The following is a 16,364-nucleotide window of genomic DNA, read 5'->3' as shown; positions in this document are numbered from 1 at the left end:
CTCAGCGATCGTTGGGTCGTGGTGCTCAAATTCACCACCAAGGTAGTAGGCTAAGGCCACTCATTCAGGTGAAAATTTCAGAGTAGGCGAGTCTCTGCAATCTCAAATTGTAGAATACAGAGACAGCCATCCTTGATTGGCGTGCTGTTGCCTTGGCAAACCTCCCGCCAAGCGAGACAATGAAGTTACTGATCCCCTGAATGCTTCCTGTGAATAACGTTCGCACCGTCTCCGATACTAAGCGCAACTTCTATACGGTTCATACCCGTCCCATCAACTCGATCTATCGACGAGTGGTGGAAGAGTTGATGGTAGAAATGCACTTGCTTTCGGTCAATGTTGACTTTCACTACGACCCAATTTACGCGTTGGGGGTTGTGTCTTCCTTTGACCGTTTTATGCAAGGCTATCGTCCTGAGCAAGATAAAGTCTCAATTTTCAATGCCCTTTGTCAAGCTTTAGGAGCCGATCCTCAAAAGTATCGTCAAGATGCTGAACAATTAAAAACTTTAGCGACTCAGGTGTCGGCCCAAGAGTTAATTTCCCCGACTGGGCAACTTAGCAGCCTAGAGGGTGGTCAAGCGCTCCAAGAGACCCTGCAAGCGATCGCTGCCAGTTCTAAGTTCAAATATAGTCGCTTGTTTGCCATTGGCTTATTCACGATTCTGGAGTTGGCTGACCCAGAAATGGTGAAGGATGAAAAGCAGCGCACTGAGTTTCTGAAGCAAGTAGGAGCCACACTGCACTTGCCAGAGGATAAAGTGCAAAAAGATCTGGAACTCTACCGCAGCAATTTGGAGAAAATGGCTCAGGCGCAAGCAGCGATGGAAGATATCCTCAACGCCGATCGCAAACAACGTGAGCAAAGAGCACAGGCCAAGAGTGAAGCAGCCATTGCTGATGCTCCTAGAGACGAAGCTCCCTCCGCTTAAGGCAACCTCAACTAACCCTCAGCTAGCTTGTTCGATTGGTGAAGCAGGCTAGCTAATGACTAGTCCAGCAACTAGCTGCTGACATAATGAGTTCAGTTCCCGCTCATTGGTGTGAATCGTGTTTTGAGCAATTCGCTTGAGGAAAGCAATATTTTCGGGACTGGCATTATCGATGTGGTTACCGCGATCGAGCTTACCGAGAGCATGCAGTGAAGCCTGAAAACGGTAGTAGCGCGGTGGGGTTTCCTCGTTAGCTAGCAACTCTTGTAATTGATAGTCTACGGTGTCACTAACACCATCTGAAACAATATTAAAAATAGGGCGTGCCCACTCTAGTAAGCCCCAATTTTTGATCTGAGCATAGTTGAAACTAGTAGTTAGTTCACCTGTGCCGAGTGAAACCACCAAAAAATCATGGGCTTCTGGGTGATTTTTTCTAGCTTCCACGTAAGCACACATGGCGGGATTGTTAGCAAACACGCCACCGTCAATGAAGGTAGAGGGCACTAAACCCTGGCTCGATTTAGCTTGTAGCGGCTCAAAGTAAGTTGGGGCCGCAGAGGTGGCGCGAGCGACAGTTGCCATAGGGAAATTGCGATCGCTATCTGCCTTCGCTTTGCGACTTTTGAAAAAATAAGGACGCCGCAACTCAGTATCGTAGCTAGGCACCAAAACAGTCTTTAGCGCTTGGCTCAGCATGGCGTCGCCAAAGTACTGCCTGAGGACGGCTTCGATGCCGATCGCTGGATATTTTTGATTGACTAAGCCGCGTATTTTACTCAACGAAGACTTGGGGAAAATCCGTGCTCCTTCAGCTTCGTATAAATGTACGAGATTAGCCGCCGAATAAGCAGATTTGCCGCTAGCGTTGGGCTTAGTTAAACCTAAAGCTAGGATGCCACCGGTTGAGGTTCCAGCAATGACATCGAATAGCTCAGCGATCGCTTGGCCTGTGCGTTTCTCAATTTCGGCTAGGAGCATCGCCGGAATCACACCTCGGATACCACCGCCATCAATCGCTAAAACTTTAATCAGGCGAGACATAGAGTTTCCCTAGAAATAACTAGTGCGAACAAGTGCAACACTTTACACCATGAATTTATAAAACTACTGGGTCTACCTACTGTTGTATCTAGAGAACTTACGGAACCGCGATCGCGATTCGCCAAGTTTTTAGTCAACAGTAACTAGACCCAGTTAATAATTACTCGTTACCAACCCCAAGGGGCGGGCTGTAAAGATTAGCGTCTGCCGCGCACAGGTACCTTGTTCAGGTAGTCAATGTCAAAAGCAGAAATCCGCTGTGCATAATTGCCTTTGGGTGCGATCGAAGCTGCAACATCCCGGAAGCGACGAGGATCGCCTTCAGGCAACTGCCGATCTTGGAACTTGCGAGTGTAGAATTTCTCCAAGGTGATGCGCCAGTCGGTGGTAGCAGTTCCAGCCACTTCCTGATAGTCTTCGCCGTAGCGAGGCAGGAAGGTAAAAGGCCGATTCTGCATCCGCTTCCGCTGATAAGGGACAGTGCTGTCCCCAAAGTTTTGGGTGTACTCTTCGCTATCTACTAAGGCATCAACGAAGCCGTGGAAGCCTAGAGTACCAATCTTGATCGACCAAGCGATCTTTTCATCTTGGTTGTAAGGTTCACGACCTAGCAAGCGCTTTAAGCAAACTTCTACCAAGCGGTAATTATCATTCACGCCTACCACCAAGGTGTAGAAGCGCTCTGATTTTGCCAATTCCCGGATGAAGTCACGAACCGTAATGGAGCCGTTTGCCAAGCGAGTTTCTAAAGTCACTTGACGGTTAAATCTCAGAATCAGCTGTTCGTTAAAGACTTGACGATAAGCCGCCCAAATCAACTGACGCAGTTCTTCGGGAGAGCTGACGTTCTCCGTCCGATAGATGTAAGGGGTGTCCTCGTTTTGGTCAGAAATACCAAAGCTACGAACCCGGTGATTTGGGGCAGTTGGTTTGTATGCAAGTAACGGCAATGCCATGCCAGAATCTCCCTTATGAAAATAGTTAAAAACTTACAATGCCTAGAGCGTGCAAACTGGGTCACCCGCAAACTGCGTCGCCAGAGGAATTTGCCAATTCCGCGCCTCTCTTGGATTGTACGCTTTTAGCGGATCGGAAAACCAGCGGATGTATTGATCGAAGCGAGGGTGCCTGTGGGCTGCGCGTCGCGAGTGGTATTCGGAATCTGGATGTTAGCGGTTTTTACGGTCACAAACTTGGCTTGAGGCAGCTTGAGTGAGCGTGCCATCTCCAAGAAGTTATTCACATCGCCCCACTTGTAGCGATCGCCCTCTTCTTTGTCACGCCAGTAGCTGTTGTAGCGTGGCGTGACTAAATTGAACGGGCGATCTTTATAACGACGACGCTGATAAGGCACCGTGTTGTCGCCAAAGTTTTGGGTGTATTCTTCGCTATCTACCAAAGCATCCACAAAGCCGCTCAAGCCTTGGGTCGCAATCTTGATGGACCAAGCGATTTCTTCATCTTTGTTATAGGGAGCACGGCCCAACAAGCGCTTGAGGGTCAACTCCACCACGCGATAGTTGGAATTAGTTTCTACAACTAGCCGCCAATACACATCGGACTTAGCCAAGCCCCGAATGAAATCGCGGACTGTAATCGCCCGATTTTTCAGTTGAGACTCTAAAGCCGTTTGGCGGTGGTTGCGGAGGGTTTCGTGCTCACTAAACACCTGACGATAAGCAGCCCAAATGATTGCTTGAATATCATCACTGGCGCTACCACTATCTAGCTTGTAGATATCGGAATTATCTTCGTTGGGCACTTCATAACCAGCAACGCGCTGATTTTGTGAAGAGGGTTTGTACTCTAGTAGAGGAATTGCCATCAGTAAACTCCTGAATAGTCCTGTAAGCGATCGCCCCGATTCATCAGTTTGAAATGTGGACTGAGTTAGACCTTGGGTTGAGTCGGAATGTAACGATAGGGCAGTGCTACATTGGTCCGCTTCACAGTGGGGGGCGGTGGCACATCATGGGTAGAAGCAGTCTGACCAGATGTATAAGCTGCTGCGACACCCCGAGCCTGGTCAGTTGTCCGCTGATAGTTCATTTGAGGCACCAAGATACCTTGAGCCATATTCAAGAAGCTTGCCGGAATCCCTCTGCGAATGACTTGCATATCGCGATCGCCCGCTTGGTACTGCCGACCTTGAGCAAACGCACTACTGCTACCTGAAGTAGACTTCTGAATCCGCCAGTAGTCGCTGTAACGAGGAGTCACTAAGTTGAAGGGTCTCCCCTCCATGCGTCGGCGCTGATAAGGCACGATGGAGTCACCAAAGTTTTGCTGATACTCATCGCTATCTACGACAGCGTCAATGAAGCCGTGCAAACCTCGTGTGGCAATCACAATTGACCAAGCGATTTGCTCATCTTTGCCGTAGGTAGCCCGCCCTAAGAAGCGCTTGAAGGTAATATCAACCAAGCGATAGTTCGAGTTGGTGTCGGCAACTTCGCGACGGTAGACATCCGACTTTCCGAGGGCGCGGATGAACTCCCGCACAGAAAGCTGACGGTTGCGTAGTTGGGACTCTAAGGCGAGTTGACGATACTCTTCTAGAATTAAGTGCTCACTGAAGATTTGGCGATAGGACGCCCAAATCAACTCTTGCACATCAGACTGGGATGCAGGTTCCCTAAAGCGGTAAGGCTGAGGAGCATCTTCATTGGGCACCTCGAAACCAGGAACCCGTTGATTCTGGGTTTTGGGTGTAACTTCAAGGAGTGGAATAGACATAGGTAACGTTTACCACTGTATCGAGGAACAGGTATCGAGTAACAAAAAATGACAGCCGATCGCTAGCCGATCGCTGCCAACTGATTGCTCAATGCGTTTAGCTGCTGCTGAGCCATTTCAGCTCTAGCACGCACAGCTAAGTCGGCATCGGTTTGAGCAATGTGATTGAACTGGGCTAAGATTCGTACAGCCAGCTCCACTTCAGTTGCCTCTCCGGAGGAGGCTAAAGCTTGGAGACCCACTACCGCTGCATAACGAATGTCCCAATCTGGATGCTGGACTAAGGCCAACAGTGACTGCAATGCCCGATCTTGAGCTGCTCGGCGTTGTTCATCTGGAAGTTGAGACCAGTGAAGTTGCCCAATTCCCTTAGTCGCTGCCCGACGTACACTCGGAGCAAAGTCAGTTTCTGCGGCATTAATGAGAACGTCTAAAGCTTGAGGGTCGGCGATCGCGGCTAAAGCTCTAAATGAGTAAGCCCTAGCGCCATAGTTGTAATCATCTAACCGCTCAATTAAAGGTTGAACCGCAGCCTCTCCTAACTCAACCAGTCCTTGCACTGCAATCACAGCCGCTTCGGGGTTGTTGTAGCCCAGCGCTGAAATAAGTGTGGGAATGCCTGCTTCTAGGCGCGCTTCTGCCAAAGCTTGAACTGCCGCCACTAAACTAACGGGAGTAGCCGCTTGTTCGATAGCAAAAATCAGATCAGAAGCACAAGCAGAATGGGTCATGGCTGTATCAAGTTCAAGAAGATGGGCAATGGATTGTGAGGGAGATCAATGAACTAAGTGCTGATGACCTCAAAATCCGTAACCGCCTACAGCAATGAGTCCAGCAAATTCATGACTCGCTCAGTAGACGGTGAAACCAAGACAGCCTCTGGCTGCTGCTTAAGATGGTTTTCTAGCAAGCTTTTGAGGGCCATTACTTTAAAGCTATTTTCGACAGAAGCTTGGGCGATCGCCTCAGCTCCTGACAAATAGCCACTCGCGCCAATATCTAGCAAAATCATGCGACGCATTTTCAGATCGCTATTGGCTAACTCTTGAACCAACCGTTCTCCATAAACCGGATCTTGAGTTAGCGCATATAAAGCTCTTGCTGCTCCATGCCGCACCCGGTCCAACGAATGCTGGAGAAAGGGTTCGATCAGCGGCACCGCCTCTGTCACCTTTAAGGCTTCTAAGGTTTCCATTGCTGCCTCAGCAGGTTGCGTCAGGTGAGGTCGCCCTGGAAACAGTTGCACCGCTGCCACACCGCCTTCTAGCCAAGACATCAAAACCGGAATGCAGGTGCGATCGCCCAACATGCCTAAAGACTGAGCTGCCGCCTCGCGCACATAATAGTCAGGGCAGTCTAGACAACCTAACAATCCTGGTACGGCCCGAGCGTCTGCCAGTTTCCCCAATGCCCGAACCGCATTTCGCCGCAGCGGATAGCCTCCTAGCTCAGTGCGATCGGCTTCATCCTCTAGGACGGCAATCAGGGCGTCAACGACTTCAGGTTCGCCTTTGGCAAACTTTCCCAGCCACCAAGCAGCATAATAACGGAGACTCAAGTCCTCATGAGTGAGGTTGGCGATCGCTTGCTCAACAGTTAAAGCTTCGCTGCCAGAAGACTCAGTGGGTTGTGACTCAGATTCAAAAGACTGCTGTAGGCTGGTTTCGGACATGAATCTAACAGGTTCAGCACAGGAACAGGGAACAGACAATGGCACCCAAGTTAACCTTTGGCAACGGGTGCGGCTGTCACGTTATCAGCTTCTGCGGTCGCCTCAATATTCTGATGCGCTGCGGTCGCCTCTGCTTTTGCTTGAGGATGATCAGCAGTCAAAGGCTGAATGCTGACAATTTTGCCGCCCAAACGATTAATCCGCTGCATCTCTTCGCTCATGCGACCGTAAGGCACAGTCACGTAAGTGCTGCCACTACGGCGAATCGGATAGCTGAGCTTATTAGAACGATAGGTTTGACGCAAACCCCGCACTTCAACCCGAAACATGCGGCTAGCAGAATCGTCCACCGAGGTATTGCTTCCTAAGGAACTTTGACCAAACATAATTGCAACAACTCCCTCATCAAAACTTAGAAGATTAGCTCTGGGACGAAATCAATCCACTGTGAATCGAACCAGTGTGAATCGAATGGGAGCAAAAAGCTTCACTCCCTGGTGCCATAGGCACTAACTAAGCAGAGACCGAGGTGATGTTGACAATCTTGCCGCCCAAACGGCTAATTCGCTGCATTTCTTCATTCATGCGACCGTAGGGCACAGTGACATAGGTGCTACCGCTGCGGCGAATCGAGTAGTTGAGCTTGTCAGCTTCTTCGTTTTGGCGCAAGCCTTGAACTTCGAAGCGAAACATGCGACTAGCGGAATCGCTTAAAGAAGCTTTTCCTAAAGCAGTTTGACCAAACATCGTTACAATAGCTCCTATGAAGTTGAACTAGATGATTGCAGGCAGTAATGGCAAGCTCATTAAACTGATGCCTGCCATTACCGTCTTTTCTTAAAGACTTAATTCAGTAAGATGCGATCAGCAGCCTTAAGCAGGCGTAACGCTGACAATTGTGCCGCCCATGCGATGAATCTGCTGCATCTTGGGGAGCATCTGCTCGTAGGGAATGAGATAAGCAACACTGCTGCGACGAACTTTGGGATATCCAGGGTTGCGAATTCCTGTCACCTCTAGACGATAAATCCGTCCGCCTTCGCCCCAAGAGCCACCCAATGCCTTGTTGGGAGTGTCATCACCAACGCTGCTATGGAAGCTACGGCTACCTTCACCCGTAGGCTTCACGATGCTAGAAGCGCGGTTTTGAGCCAACTCGCGGAATACGTGAGGAGCTTTACCTGCAACTTGAGCGCGATCGCTATTGGCATAACCCCGGTAAAGGCGGAACATGCGGGTAAAGCCCGTGGTTCTAACACCAGGATCAACCGAAAAGCCACGGTAGTAAGGAACTACGTTGTTGCCAAAGTTATCTTCGTATTCAGCGCTGTCGATGTAAGAGTCGATTTCAGCGTCGTAACCTTTTTCGTTGTAAAGGTTAAGGTGAAAATTGATTTCGTCTTCTGAATAGGGAGCACGACCGAGTAAGTGCTTGTAATTCAGTTCAATAAAGCGCGTATTGGAATTAGGAAAAAGAAATTTGTTTTTATAAAGGTCGGACTTCGCGATCGCCCGGACAAACTCCCGCACCGTGATGTTGCCTTGGCGGAGTTGAGACTCGCTATTACTGAGGCGCTCAGACTTCATCACGTAGTCATTGCCTAAAACTTGGCGATAGGCAACCCGGATTACGGCCCGAAGATCATCTTCTGACCAGTCTGGACGCAATTCTACTCTGGTCGCATCAAAAGCAGAAACACCGAGCTTCCCTGCTGCCGCCAAATTGGACGCTGCTAAACCGCTCATGCATGCCCTCCCAACACAAAAGATTTTCGAAGATTCTTATATTCAAATTGAGAAAAACAATGCCCGGGAAGATAAACAACTGCTAACACTCGCCAGCACTTGCATATCTTTCCGGGCCATGCGTTCAATTAGCTTAGAGCGTTGATCGCGTAGTCGATGTAAGCGTTAGCTTCTACAGCAGCTTGTCCGGTGATACCGTGGTTAGCTTTGATGTGCTTCAGAGCTTCAACGTACCAGCTGTTGGAGAGGTCGAAGGTCCGGTGCATTTCATCTAGACCAGCGAGGAGGTACTCATCCAAAGGACCTGTGCCACCAGCTACCAAGCTATAGGTGATGATGCGCACGTAGTAACCGATGTCACGAGCACACTTGGACTTACCACGAGCATCAGAAGCCATGTTATTGCCAGCTTGCTGAGTGGTGTAAGGGAATTTCTGGTAAACAGCATTAGCTGCACCATCAACCAATTTTTGAGCATTGCTGGTCAAAGCACGAGCAGCTTCCATAGCAGCAGCGGCACGCTCATAGCGACCATAAACTTGGTGCATCTCAGCGTTGCTGAGGAAACGGCCTTGAGTATCTGCTGCAGCGATCGCTTCGGTAATGGGGGTCTTCATAGTTACGGTATCTCCCTAAATATCCTGTTCTGCAAAGTTTTTGTAGAAACGTATTCCGTGACTTGGTTGAAACAGAGGCTTAATTAGCCAACTGCAGCAGCAGCGCGGTCGAAGTAGCTAGCGAGTTCGGAGACCAACGCACTGCAATCGCCCTTGGTGATACCGTTGGGGTCGTTAGCAACTGCGATCGCAGCATCTTTCATTTTTTGAACGCCAGAAGCCACAGAACCACCAGGTACACCTAGAGCTTGGTAGGTCTCGCGGAGGCCATTCAAGCAGCGATCGTCAAGAACACTGGAATCACCAGCGATGGTTGCGTAGGTTACATAACGCAAGATGATTTCCATGTCGCGGAGGCAAGCAGCCATCCGACGGTTGGTGTATGCGTTACCGCCGGGTTGGATCAACTGAGGCTGTTCTTCGAACAAAGCGCGAGCTGCATTAGCAACGATGGTGGAAGCGTTGCCAGTGATGCGGTTAACAACATCCAGGCGCTTGTTGCCTTCTTTAACCATGTTGGTCAAAGCATCGAGCTGAGAGGTGCTGAGGAATTCACCCTTAGCATCAGCCTGAGAAACAACCTTGGCGAATGCATCTAACATGGACTTTTTCTCCTAATTTTGACTTGAGTTTGAATCTGGATTCAGAGCTGGGATGTTAGTTCAGCCACTTGAAGCTGCTCAGGTAGCCCAGAAAGGTTGCAACAGACATCAACCAAAACTATTTAGCTCTCCCACCCTCTAACTCGTTACCGACGGTAAAAGTAAAGGCAATTTAAGAAATCTGAGAAAATTTCATATTTGTATGAGAGAACTCAAAACTCAATAACTCGGCGCTTTGGTCAACTTTTGCCTGTTGTTTATACCCTTCAGGTTATTTTTATACACCGCGGTAAAGGCTTTATTTATTACAAGTTATTAAAACCAGCGAATCTATGCGAACGATTAATTCAAATCCTTATCAATCAAAGGCTTCAGCCGACCATTAACCAGAAAATTCAAAACATTTCGTTACATTTTTCTAGAGTATTTATACTTAGTCACTACCAATTAATAGTTTTATAGATTCTTAATAAAACCTCAAAACCAGATATAGCAAAGGATCTAAATTTCGAGTTGTTTCTCGCAAACTCGGCTCTTGTGTAGATATGTGTAACGCAAATTTTCGACTAAATCTTTAAGTTTGGTAAAGCAATTCGTTTCTTTAAGACTTCTAAGAGCGTCTTAAAAACGGGCGGAGGAGGGGCTGTCGCTTCGATCCAGTCGTTTGAGACAGGGTGTTGCAATCGGAGTTTCCAAGCATGTAGCGCTTGACCGGGCAGGTTTACACCGATAGGGCGCTGGGAACTATAAACCGGATCTCCGACGATGGGATGACCTATATGGCCACTGTGGACCCGAATTTGATGAGTGCGGCCAGTCTCTAGCTGAAAGTGCATCAGCGTGTAGTTCCCCAAGCGCTCCAATACTCGCCAATGGGTCACAGCTCGGCGTCCTCCCTTTGCTTCCGCAACGATCGCCATTTTTTTACGATCTACGGGATGCCGACCGATGGGCAGGTCAATGGTGCCACTTTCGGCGTTGGGGGAACCGTAAACCACAGCTAGATATTCCCGGCGAGCCGTTTTTGCTTTTAGTTGGGCTTGTAAATGGTGATGGGCCTGGTCAGTTTTAGCGATCGCGATCGCCCCACTGGTATCTTTGTCGAGACGATGGACAATTCCTGGTCGCTGCACGCCGCCAATTCCAGGCAGAGTATTTAATCCAGACAAAGTTTGACAGTGAGCCAGCAGCGCGTGTACCAGCGTGCCTGATTCATGCCCCGGTGCGGGATGGACCACTAGCCCAGCAGGCTTATTCACAATCAGTAGATGGTCGTCTTCGTAGAGAATATCCAGGGGAATGGCTTCAGGCTGCAACTCCAGTGGTTGCGCTTCAGGAATCTCGACCTGCACGCGATCGCCCATCTGCACCGTGGCTTTCTTGGAGGTGCAGACTTGACCATTCACATGCACTTGGCCTTGCTCAATCAGCTTTTGCAACCGCGAACGAGACAAGTCAGGCAGTTGCTCCGATAGCCAGCGATCGAGCCGTTCCCCAGCCTGTTCAACCTGTAAATTAACTTCTAAAGCCAAAGTAACCAGCCCTCAAAACCGAATCATGGATGCGCTTCTTCCATTGTCGGTTGTGCAGCCGCTCCAAGGCTATTTGCAGTTGCTATTTACTAGAACGAGAAATAAGTTTTCACCCTCACTCCTCACTCCTACCTCCTTACTGCTCACGCCTTACCCCCAACTCCGAAGGTCGAGAACCAGAAAGCAGCCCATGTAAATTAACGACCGAGCCAATCACCGCGATCGCCGGAGCACTAAACTCAGCAGCTTCCATCTGGGCCACGATGGTGCTGAAGGTGCCAATCAGCTCTTCTTGGTCGGGACGAGTGCCCCAGCGGATTAAGGCGATGGGGGTCTCTGCTCCCAGTCCAGCCGCTTGCAGCTCGCTCAGGATGTGGGGCAAGTTGTGAATGCCCATATAGACCACGATTGTTTCTGAGCCGTGGGCGAGCGCAGCCCAATTTACCTCTGGACGATACTTGCCAGCAGATTCGTGACCTGTGACAAAGGTGACAGAAGAACTGTGCGATCGATGGGTGAGGGGAATTCCAGCGTAGGCAGGGGCAGCAATTCCAGAAGTTACCCCTGGCACCACTTCTACAGGCACTCCTGCCTGGATCAAGTCTTCCATTTCTTCGCCGCCACGCCCGAACACAAACGGGTCGCCTCCCTTCAAACGCACGATCACAGCTTGAGTTTGAGCTTTCTCAATTAGTAGTTGGGTGGTTTCTTCCTGAACTAAGGAGTGTCGCCCTCGTCGCTTGCCTGCATTGATTTTCTCAGCGTGGGGATTAATCAAGTCCAAAATCTGCGGACTAACCAACGCATCGTAGATGACGACATCGGCGCACTCCAGCAAGGTCTTGCCTTTTACCGTCAGCAATCCGGGGTCTCCTGGCCCCGCCCCAACTAGATACACTTTACCGAGGCAGATTCGAGTCGGAGCAGGCGCAAGGTTAGCTTCAGCAGTCATAGAAGTTTTGAGGCAAGCGGGGAGAGGAGGAACCGAAAATCGTGCACCAACTGAATTGGCAATGTTTCAGCCTAAGAGAGTTGGTTTCACAAAACTGAAAGATTTGATACAAAAAATACCCAATTTTGACGTGGTATTTGCTAGCAAGTTGCATAGGGCGATCGCTAGCTGGGGACAGCACTCAAGGCAAGGTCTAAAACCAGGGAGGCTAAAGCTGGGCTGGTCCCTATTGGCTCGGCCAACGCGAGTTCTATCTCTGGAAATTGCCAAGACAGCCGAGTTACTAACTGAGCGATCGCATCTGTGATTCCCCCAGCGAACAAAAAGTAGGGCATGATACCAACTCGGTGATGCCCCATCTGCACCAAGTCAGCCACAGTGGATTCCAGATTGGGTGGAACTGACCAATAAGCTGGCACAGCTTTCAGTTGCGTGGCGATCGCCTCGGTAGGCGCATTTGCCTCAGGGCGGCGACTCCCATGCGACAGCAAAATCCAAGCATCCACGCTAGCCGCAGCCATCTGATTTGCTAAGAGTTGCACTAAGTTCGGGTGCGTGCCCAAGTAAGGGCAAATCTGTAAATTAAGGTGTGAATCTAGAGCGGTTTGAGCCAATTCCACTTCGGTAGGAATGTCTTCCATTACATGCACCCCAGGCAACAAAAATAGGGGCACTAATTGCATGAGTGAAGATTCAATCTGAAGCACTTGCTGCCGCTTTAAGGCCAAAATGCGATCGCCAAATTGTTGAATTTGTTGATGTAGAGGCTGAGGGCCTAGCTCTAGGCAGGCAGTCTCAACTAAGGGCAACCGTGGATTATAAATAGTCGCTGGAGTTAAAGCAACAGTCGGTGTCAGCCCGCCTTCTGCTGAGTAAGGGCTACCAACATAACTTAAGCGCGGTGCCATATCTTGGCCCTCATCCCATAAGTGATAGCGCTGTTGAATCTCTTTGCTGACCAATAGCGCTAACTGTTCCACCGCGATCGCCGGCCGAGGATCACGGCTACCATGAAACACCAACAAATAGGCAGAGGGTAAGTTCAAGAGTGCGCCGAAAAGATAGAGGTCTTCTTTGTAAATTGTATCTTTACAATCTCAATACTTTGTATAAATAGTCGCTGTTTATCTCACAAATTTGCGATTTCTGCTACTCAAATAGGATCGTGATCAAGACGATTCAACATAGCCCCATTTCTTAGGGTTATGCCTGAAATGGATTAGCTAAGGAAAGCAACAAGCTAAAATACAAAGTTCTGGTTAAAGTTACAACTTTTTTAGATTTAGAGCTTCTGGCCAAAAAGAAAGGTGCCTAATGGCACCTCAGCGAAGTTTAGCGAAGAGTGTAATTGGGTTTACAACCTTTTGGCAAAACCTTTAATTACTCGAATTAGCTGCCTGAACAAAGGCCAAAGTTAGGCTGTCGTGAGTCAGGAAGTGAGCCAAGTGGAACGCTCGGTCTTCCGTCTTCAGCAAGATTTGCTCATAGAGGTAGCGAGTAGCGCGATCGCCTAGGCTTTCAGCTTGACCTGCTTGACGACGCAACAGCTTGATTAGGGCTTGCTCCGCTTGCAAGTCGTTCTCTACCATTTGACGGCAAGAGAAAACCCCATCTGGCTCTGGAGTAAAGCAGCAAAGTTCTGCCAGCTTGGTAAAGCTAGCCACTGGCACACCACCCAAACCATCTAAGCGTTCGCCCACATCATGAGCATGGCCTTGGACAGCTTCGTAACCTTCCGAGAAAAATTCGTGTAGGGAATAAAATTCTGCACCTTCAACGACAAAATGGTGCTTTTGATATTGCAGATAGAGCGCCTGGAAACTTGCGAGGGCAATGTTTAGCCCTTCACAGACAGGAACAGTTACACTCCGCTCCAGCAAAATTGGATTATCGTAAACCTGGTCAACAGAACGTAATAAGTTTTGAGTTTCAGACATCGTTTCCCCTCCCGTGTCACTGTCTTCAAGACTGTGAATAAGCTCAATTTACCATGCTGATTCTGATAGTCAACACAGAGATTTATTTCTATTAGGAATGATTGTCAACACACTTAGGAATTCTGCTGGAGAAAACTTTACTCAGATCGCGATCGCCCTTATTTTCGTAGACCTTCAGCTTCAATTAAGTGAGATTAATTCACATAAATAAAATTTGGAATTTTATAATCTCTACAACTTTCCTTGTAGATCTCAAGCTGGGTTTACTCCAATTTTCTTCATAGAATGCGGGCTACATTCAGTTAATTTTGTCGCGATCGCTTCCATGTGTCGCCACCAGTAGGAGCCTCCTACCCAAACCCGTGAAGGTAAATGGCCGATCGGCGCCGAACGGTTGAATTTGAGGCTGCTATAGCTAGAAGTGGAGTTGTGCAGAGGCCAGCCGACTCGTTGGCAAAAGCTGCCGTAATCTGCACCGACACTTTGATATACCTGGACTTGCACCGTCCAACCAAACCGCCTCTGGCTGTGTTTCATCCACAAGCCATCGATCGACTGCAAGTCTTCACAGGGCAATTTGCTCAGGTCACCGGGCAGCAAATAGCGACCCAGTGGCTTACTCAAAGCTTGACAGAGCACAGCCCAAGTCTCTTGGTCAGCTTCTTTCCAATGGGCTGCGGCTAACAAATCTCGCAACTTTGTATAGTCCACTCCGATGGCTGAGCTTAACTGACCAGGGCGATGAGCAGGAGTTACAGCAGAGGATCGCGCTGAGGCCGAGGTGAGTGGCGATAGATGCAGCGCCCCAGCCTGAACCGAGGTAAGCTGACTCGTGATTTGACTGGCATTGATAGCTTGCAACACTTCATCCACTGACTGATAGCGCTGGCTGATAGCCTCCTGGAGAAGTTTGTCTAGAATCTGCCCCAAGCGATCGCTAATTCTGGTTCCCTTGAGCAAAAAATCGCGCCACGCCCAGTGGTTGTTGGCAATGTCGAACATATCTAACGCAGGCACTTGGGTCAGCAGATGAATGCAGGTGACTCCCAAACTGTAAAGATCGCTGGCAGGCACAACCTTACCTTTGATTTGCTCCGGTGGCATATACTCTGGGCTGCCAATAATCGTGCCAGTGCAAGGCGTAGGGCTAGCTAGAGATTTTGCCACGCCAAAATCAATCAACACTAATTTGCGATCGCTCAATGACTCCACTAACGATCGAGCTGCTGGATCGATTCCTGAAGCAGATAAACCAGACCAGACTGAGCTCCCTTGTGGCAACGTTGGAGTCCGGCTGTAGCGAATAATATTGGCAGGCTTAATGTCTCGATGAATAACTTGGTGCTGATGGATAAACTGCAACACAGGCAGCAAGTCTTGCAGCAATTCCCAAATCTTGCCCTCGCTAAATCTGCCTTGTTCATGCAGTTCCTGTGCCAGGGTCTGCCCACTAATCCAGGCTTGGACTAAGTACAGCCGTTTTTCTTGCTCAAAGTGGGCGAGTAATCTGGGAATTTGAGGATATTCCCCCAACTCTTGCAAGCGCATTGCTTCCCGGTGAAACAGCTCCACTGCCTTTGTGAAGTGGCTGCCTGTATGTCTCGGCACATGCAGTTGCTTAATAACGCAAAGCGGCTTGAAGGGGAGATCCTCATCTATTGCTAAAAAGGTTCTACCAAACCCGCCTCGACCTAACGGTTGGAGGGGCCGATAACGCTCTCTGAGTAACAGGCGACCTCCGCAATGCTGACAGAACTGAGTAGCACTGGGGTTGGTCGGTCGTTGGCAATCCGGATTCAGGCAGTAGCTCATGGGCGATCGCGGATTAGGTAATGTTCTATACCTAAAGGATTTCTGAGCTGCTAGAACAATTTCTCACAATTCTTGAATATTGCTTCAGCCCCCAAGCCCTACAAGCGTTAAATGCAACCCGCTACCAGTCGCGATCGCCCTACCGTCTTTGAGCTTTGTGAATATAGAAAGTATTAAATGCCCCGACCGTCTCGAAACGGTAAGCGGGCAAAAAAGAGCCACCAAGCGAGAGATAAGGCGGCAGGAGTGAATTGATCGATAAATCAGTTTGGTAAGTACTAAAGAAGATATAGTCTTGGCGCTGGGTATTTTCAGCGATTAGTTGCTCCATCTCGCCACGATTGTTGGCGGCTAAGGAGAGACAGCGCTTTTGCAAGCCGAAAGCAGTGGGAGCTTGAGAGCAAATATTATCTTTTAAGTATGCGCCTAGCTGCTCAGCTGCATACTTGTTGTAAGCCGCTTCACTCGGATTGGTCACTGCTGAGCCAACTCCTACGCCTAGCAGAGCCACCAACCCGGTTAACAATGCGGCTGTCCTGACACCTTTCATAAAACCCTGCTAAGAATTGCTCTGCCGTGATCTGTGCTGAGTGAATCGCTCGATTTACCCATTACAGATTAACTGATTGCAAATCCAGTTTTTTTGCTCCCAGATCTGGAGAATTTTCTCAAAGGGGTGCTATACTTAGAAACGCAATGGCGAGCGTGGCCAAGAGGTTAAGGCAGTGGATTGTGGTTCCACTACTCGCGGGTTCGAGTCCCGTCGTTCGCCCTTATTTCAG

General features: G+C 49.2%; 18 protein-coding genes and 1 tRNA gene. 2 read left to right on the top strand and 17 right to left on the bottom strand.

All coding sequences use genetic code 11. The annotated features are described in order from the left end of the window. Nucleotides 1–209: 209 nt before the first annotated feature. A complete protein-coding gene (gene psb29, locus H6F90_RS28665; protein ID WP_190555357.1) occupies nt 210–932 on the top strand; it encodes a photosystem II biogenesis protein Psp29 in 723 nt (240 codons plus the stop codon). A gap of 48 nt (nt 933–980) precedes the next feature. Here psb29 and H6F90_RS28660 read toward each other — a convergent pair whose 3' ends face one another. The 17 genes from H6F90_RS28660 to H6F90_RS28580 all read right to left on the bottom strand — a co-directional run bounded on the left by H6F90_RS28660 (nt 981) and on the right by H6F90_RS28580 (nt 16,132). Then, nucleotides 981–1,976, bottom strand: coding sequence for a CBASS cGAMP-activated phospholipase (locus H6F90_RS28660; RefSeq protein ID WP_190555356.1), 996 nt, complete (start codon nt 1,974–1,976; stop codon nt 981–983). 197 nt (nt 1,977–2,173) lie between these two features. Then, nucleotides 2,174–2,932 carry a phycobilisome rod-core linker polypeptide gene (locus H6F90_RS28655; RefSeq protein ID WP_190555355.1) on the bottom strand — a complete coding sequence of 253 codons (759 nt, stop codon included), beginning with the start codon at nt 2,930–2,932 and terminating at the stop codon, nt 2,174–2,176. A 125-nt stretch (nt 2,933–3,057) separates the two neighbouring features. After that, complete coding sequence (locus H6F90_RS28650) at nt 3,058–3,801, bottom strand: phycobilisome rod-core linker polypeptide (RefSeq protein ID WP_190438257.1); 744 nt, start codon at nt 3,799–3,801, stop codon at nt 3,058–3,060. 65 nt (nt 3,802–3,866) lie between these two features. Further along, nucleotides 3,867–4,712 (bottom strand): phycobilisome rod-core linker polypeptide, encoded by an 846-nt coding sequence (locus H6F90_RS28645; protein WP_190555354.1) that lies wholly within the window; start codon nt 4,710–4,712, stop codon nt 3,867–3,869. Nucleotides 4,713–4,774: 62 nt separating this feature from the next. Then, nucleotides 4,775–5,443, bottom strand: coding sequence for a HEAT repeat domain-containing protein (locus H6F90_RS28640; RefSeq protein ID WP_190555353.1), 669 nt, complete (start codon nt 5,441–5,443; stop codon nt 4,775–4,777). An 86-nt stretch (nt 5,444–5,529) separates the two neighbouring features. Next, on the bottom strand, nt 5,530–6,384 hold the full coding sequence (locus tag H6F90_RS28635) for a HEAT repeat domain-containing protein (RefSeq protein WP_190555352.1): 855 nt from the start codon (nt 6,382–6,384) through the stop codon (nt 5,530–5,532). 50 nt (nt 6,385–6,434) lie between these two features. Beyond that, the gene (locus tag H6F90_RS28630) at nt 6,435–6,770 is read right to left on the bottom strand and encodes a phycobilisome linker polypeptide (protein WP_190555351.1); all 336 of its coding nucleotides are present in this window, start codon (nt 6,768–6,770) and stop codon (nt 6,435–6,437) included. Between the two features lie 127 nt (nt 6,771–6,897). Further along, entirely contained in the window at nt 6,898–7,131 is a 234-nt protein-coding gene (locus tag H6F90_RS28625; RefSeq protein WP_190438242.1) for a phycobilisome linker polypeptide, read from the bottom strand. Between the two features lie 126 nt (nt 7,132–7,257). Next, the gene (locus H6F90_RS28620) at nt 7,258–8,130 is read right to left on the bottom strand and encodes a phycobilisome linker polypeptide (protein ID WP_190438240.1); all 873 of its coding nucleotides are present in this window, start codon (nt 8,128–8,130) and stop codon (nt 7,258–7,260) included. Between the two features lie 128 nt (nt 8,131–8,258). After that, nucleotides 8,259–8,747: a phycocyanin subunit alpha gene (gene cpcA / locus H6F90_RS28615; RefSeq protein ID WP_190438238.1), complete on the bottom strand. Its 489-nt coding sequence runs from the start codon at nt 8,745–8,747 to the stop codon at nt 8,259–8,261. 83 nt (nt 8,748–8,830) lie between these two features. Beyond that, nucleotides 8,831–9,349, bottom strand: a complete 519-nt coding sequence (locus H6F90_RS28610; RefSeq protein WP_190438236.1) for a phycocyanin subunit beta — start codon at nt 9,347–9,349, stop codon at nt 8,831–8,833. Between the two features lie 566 nt (nt 9,350–9,915). Next, a complete protein-coding gene (locus H6F90_RS28605; protein WP_190555350.1) occupies nt 9,916–10,881 on the bottom strand; it encodes an RluA family pseudouridine synthase in 966 nt (321 codons plus the stop codon). 136 nt (nt 10,882–11,017) lie between these two features. Further along, nucleotides 11,018–11,833: a uroporphyrinogen-III C-methyltransferase gene (gene cobA, locus H6F90_RS28600; protein WP_190555349.1), complete on the bottom strand. Its 816-nt coding sequence runs from the start codon at nt 11,831–11,833 to the stop codon at nt 11,018–11,020. 164 nt (nt 11,834–11,997) lie between these two features. Next, nucleotides 11,998–12,879: a sirohydrochlorin chelatase gene (locus tag H6F90_RS28595; protein ID WP_190555348.1), complete on the bottom strand. Its 882-nt coding sequence runs from the start codon at nt 12,877–12,879 to the stop codon at nt 11,998–12,000. 330 nt (nt 12,880–13,209) lie between these two features. After that, the gene (locus H6F90_RS28590; RefSeq protein WP_190555347.1) at nt 13,210–13,770 is read right to left on the bottom strand and encodes a Dps family protein; all 561 of its coding nucleotides are present in this window, start codon (nt 13,768–13,770) and stop codon (nt 13,210–13,212) included. Between the two features lie 252 nt (nt 13,771–14,022). Continuing rightward, nucleotides 14,023–15,582, bottom strand: coding sequence for a serine/threonine-protein kinase (locus H6F90_RS28585; protein WP_190555346.1), 1,560 nt, complete (start codon nt 15,580–15,582; stop codon nt 14,023–14,025). 139 nt (nt 15,583–15,721) lie between these two features. Continuing rightward, nucleotides 15,722–16,132, bottom strand: coding sequence for a DUF4359 domain-containing protein (locus H6F90_RS28580; protein ID WP_190438220.1), 411 nt, complete (start codon nt 16,130–16,132; stop codon nt 15,722–15,724). Between the two features lie 149 nt (nt 16,133–16,281). Between H6F90_RS28580 and H6F90_RS28575 the strand changes: the two genes are divergently transcribed. Beyond that, nucleotides 16,282–16,354 (top strand) — tRNA-His (locus H6F90_RS28575). Nucleotides 16,355–16,364: the final 10 nt, after the last annotated feature.

The organism is Trichocoleus sp. FACHB-591 (genome assembly GCF_014695845.1).
In the GTDB taxonomy this organism is placed as follows: domain Bacteria; phylum Cyanobacteriota; class Cyanobacteriia; order FACHB-46; family FACHB-46; genus Trichocoleus.
Note: the sequence above shows the minus strand (reverse complement) of the source record. Positions and strands in the feature narration are given on the sequence as shown.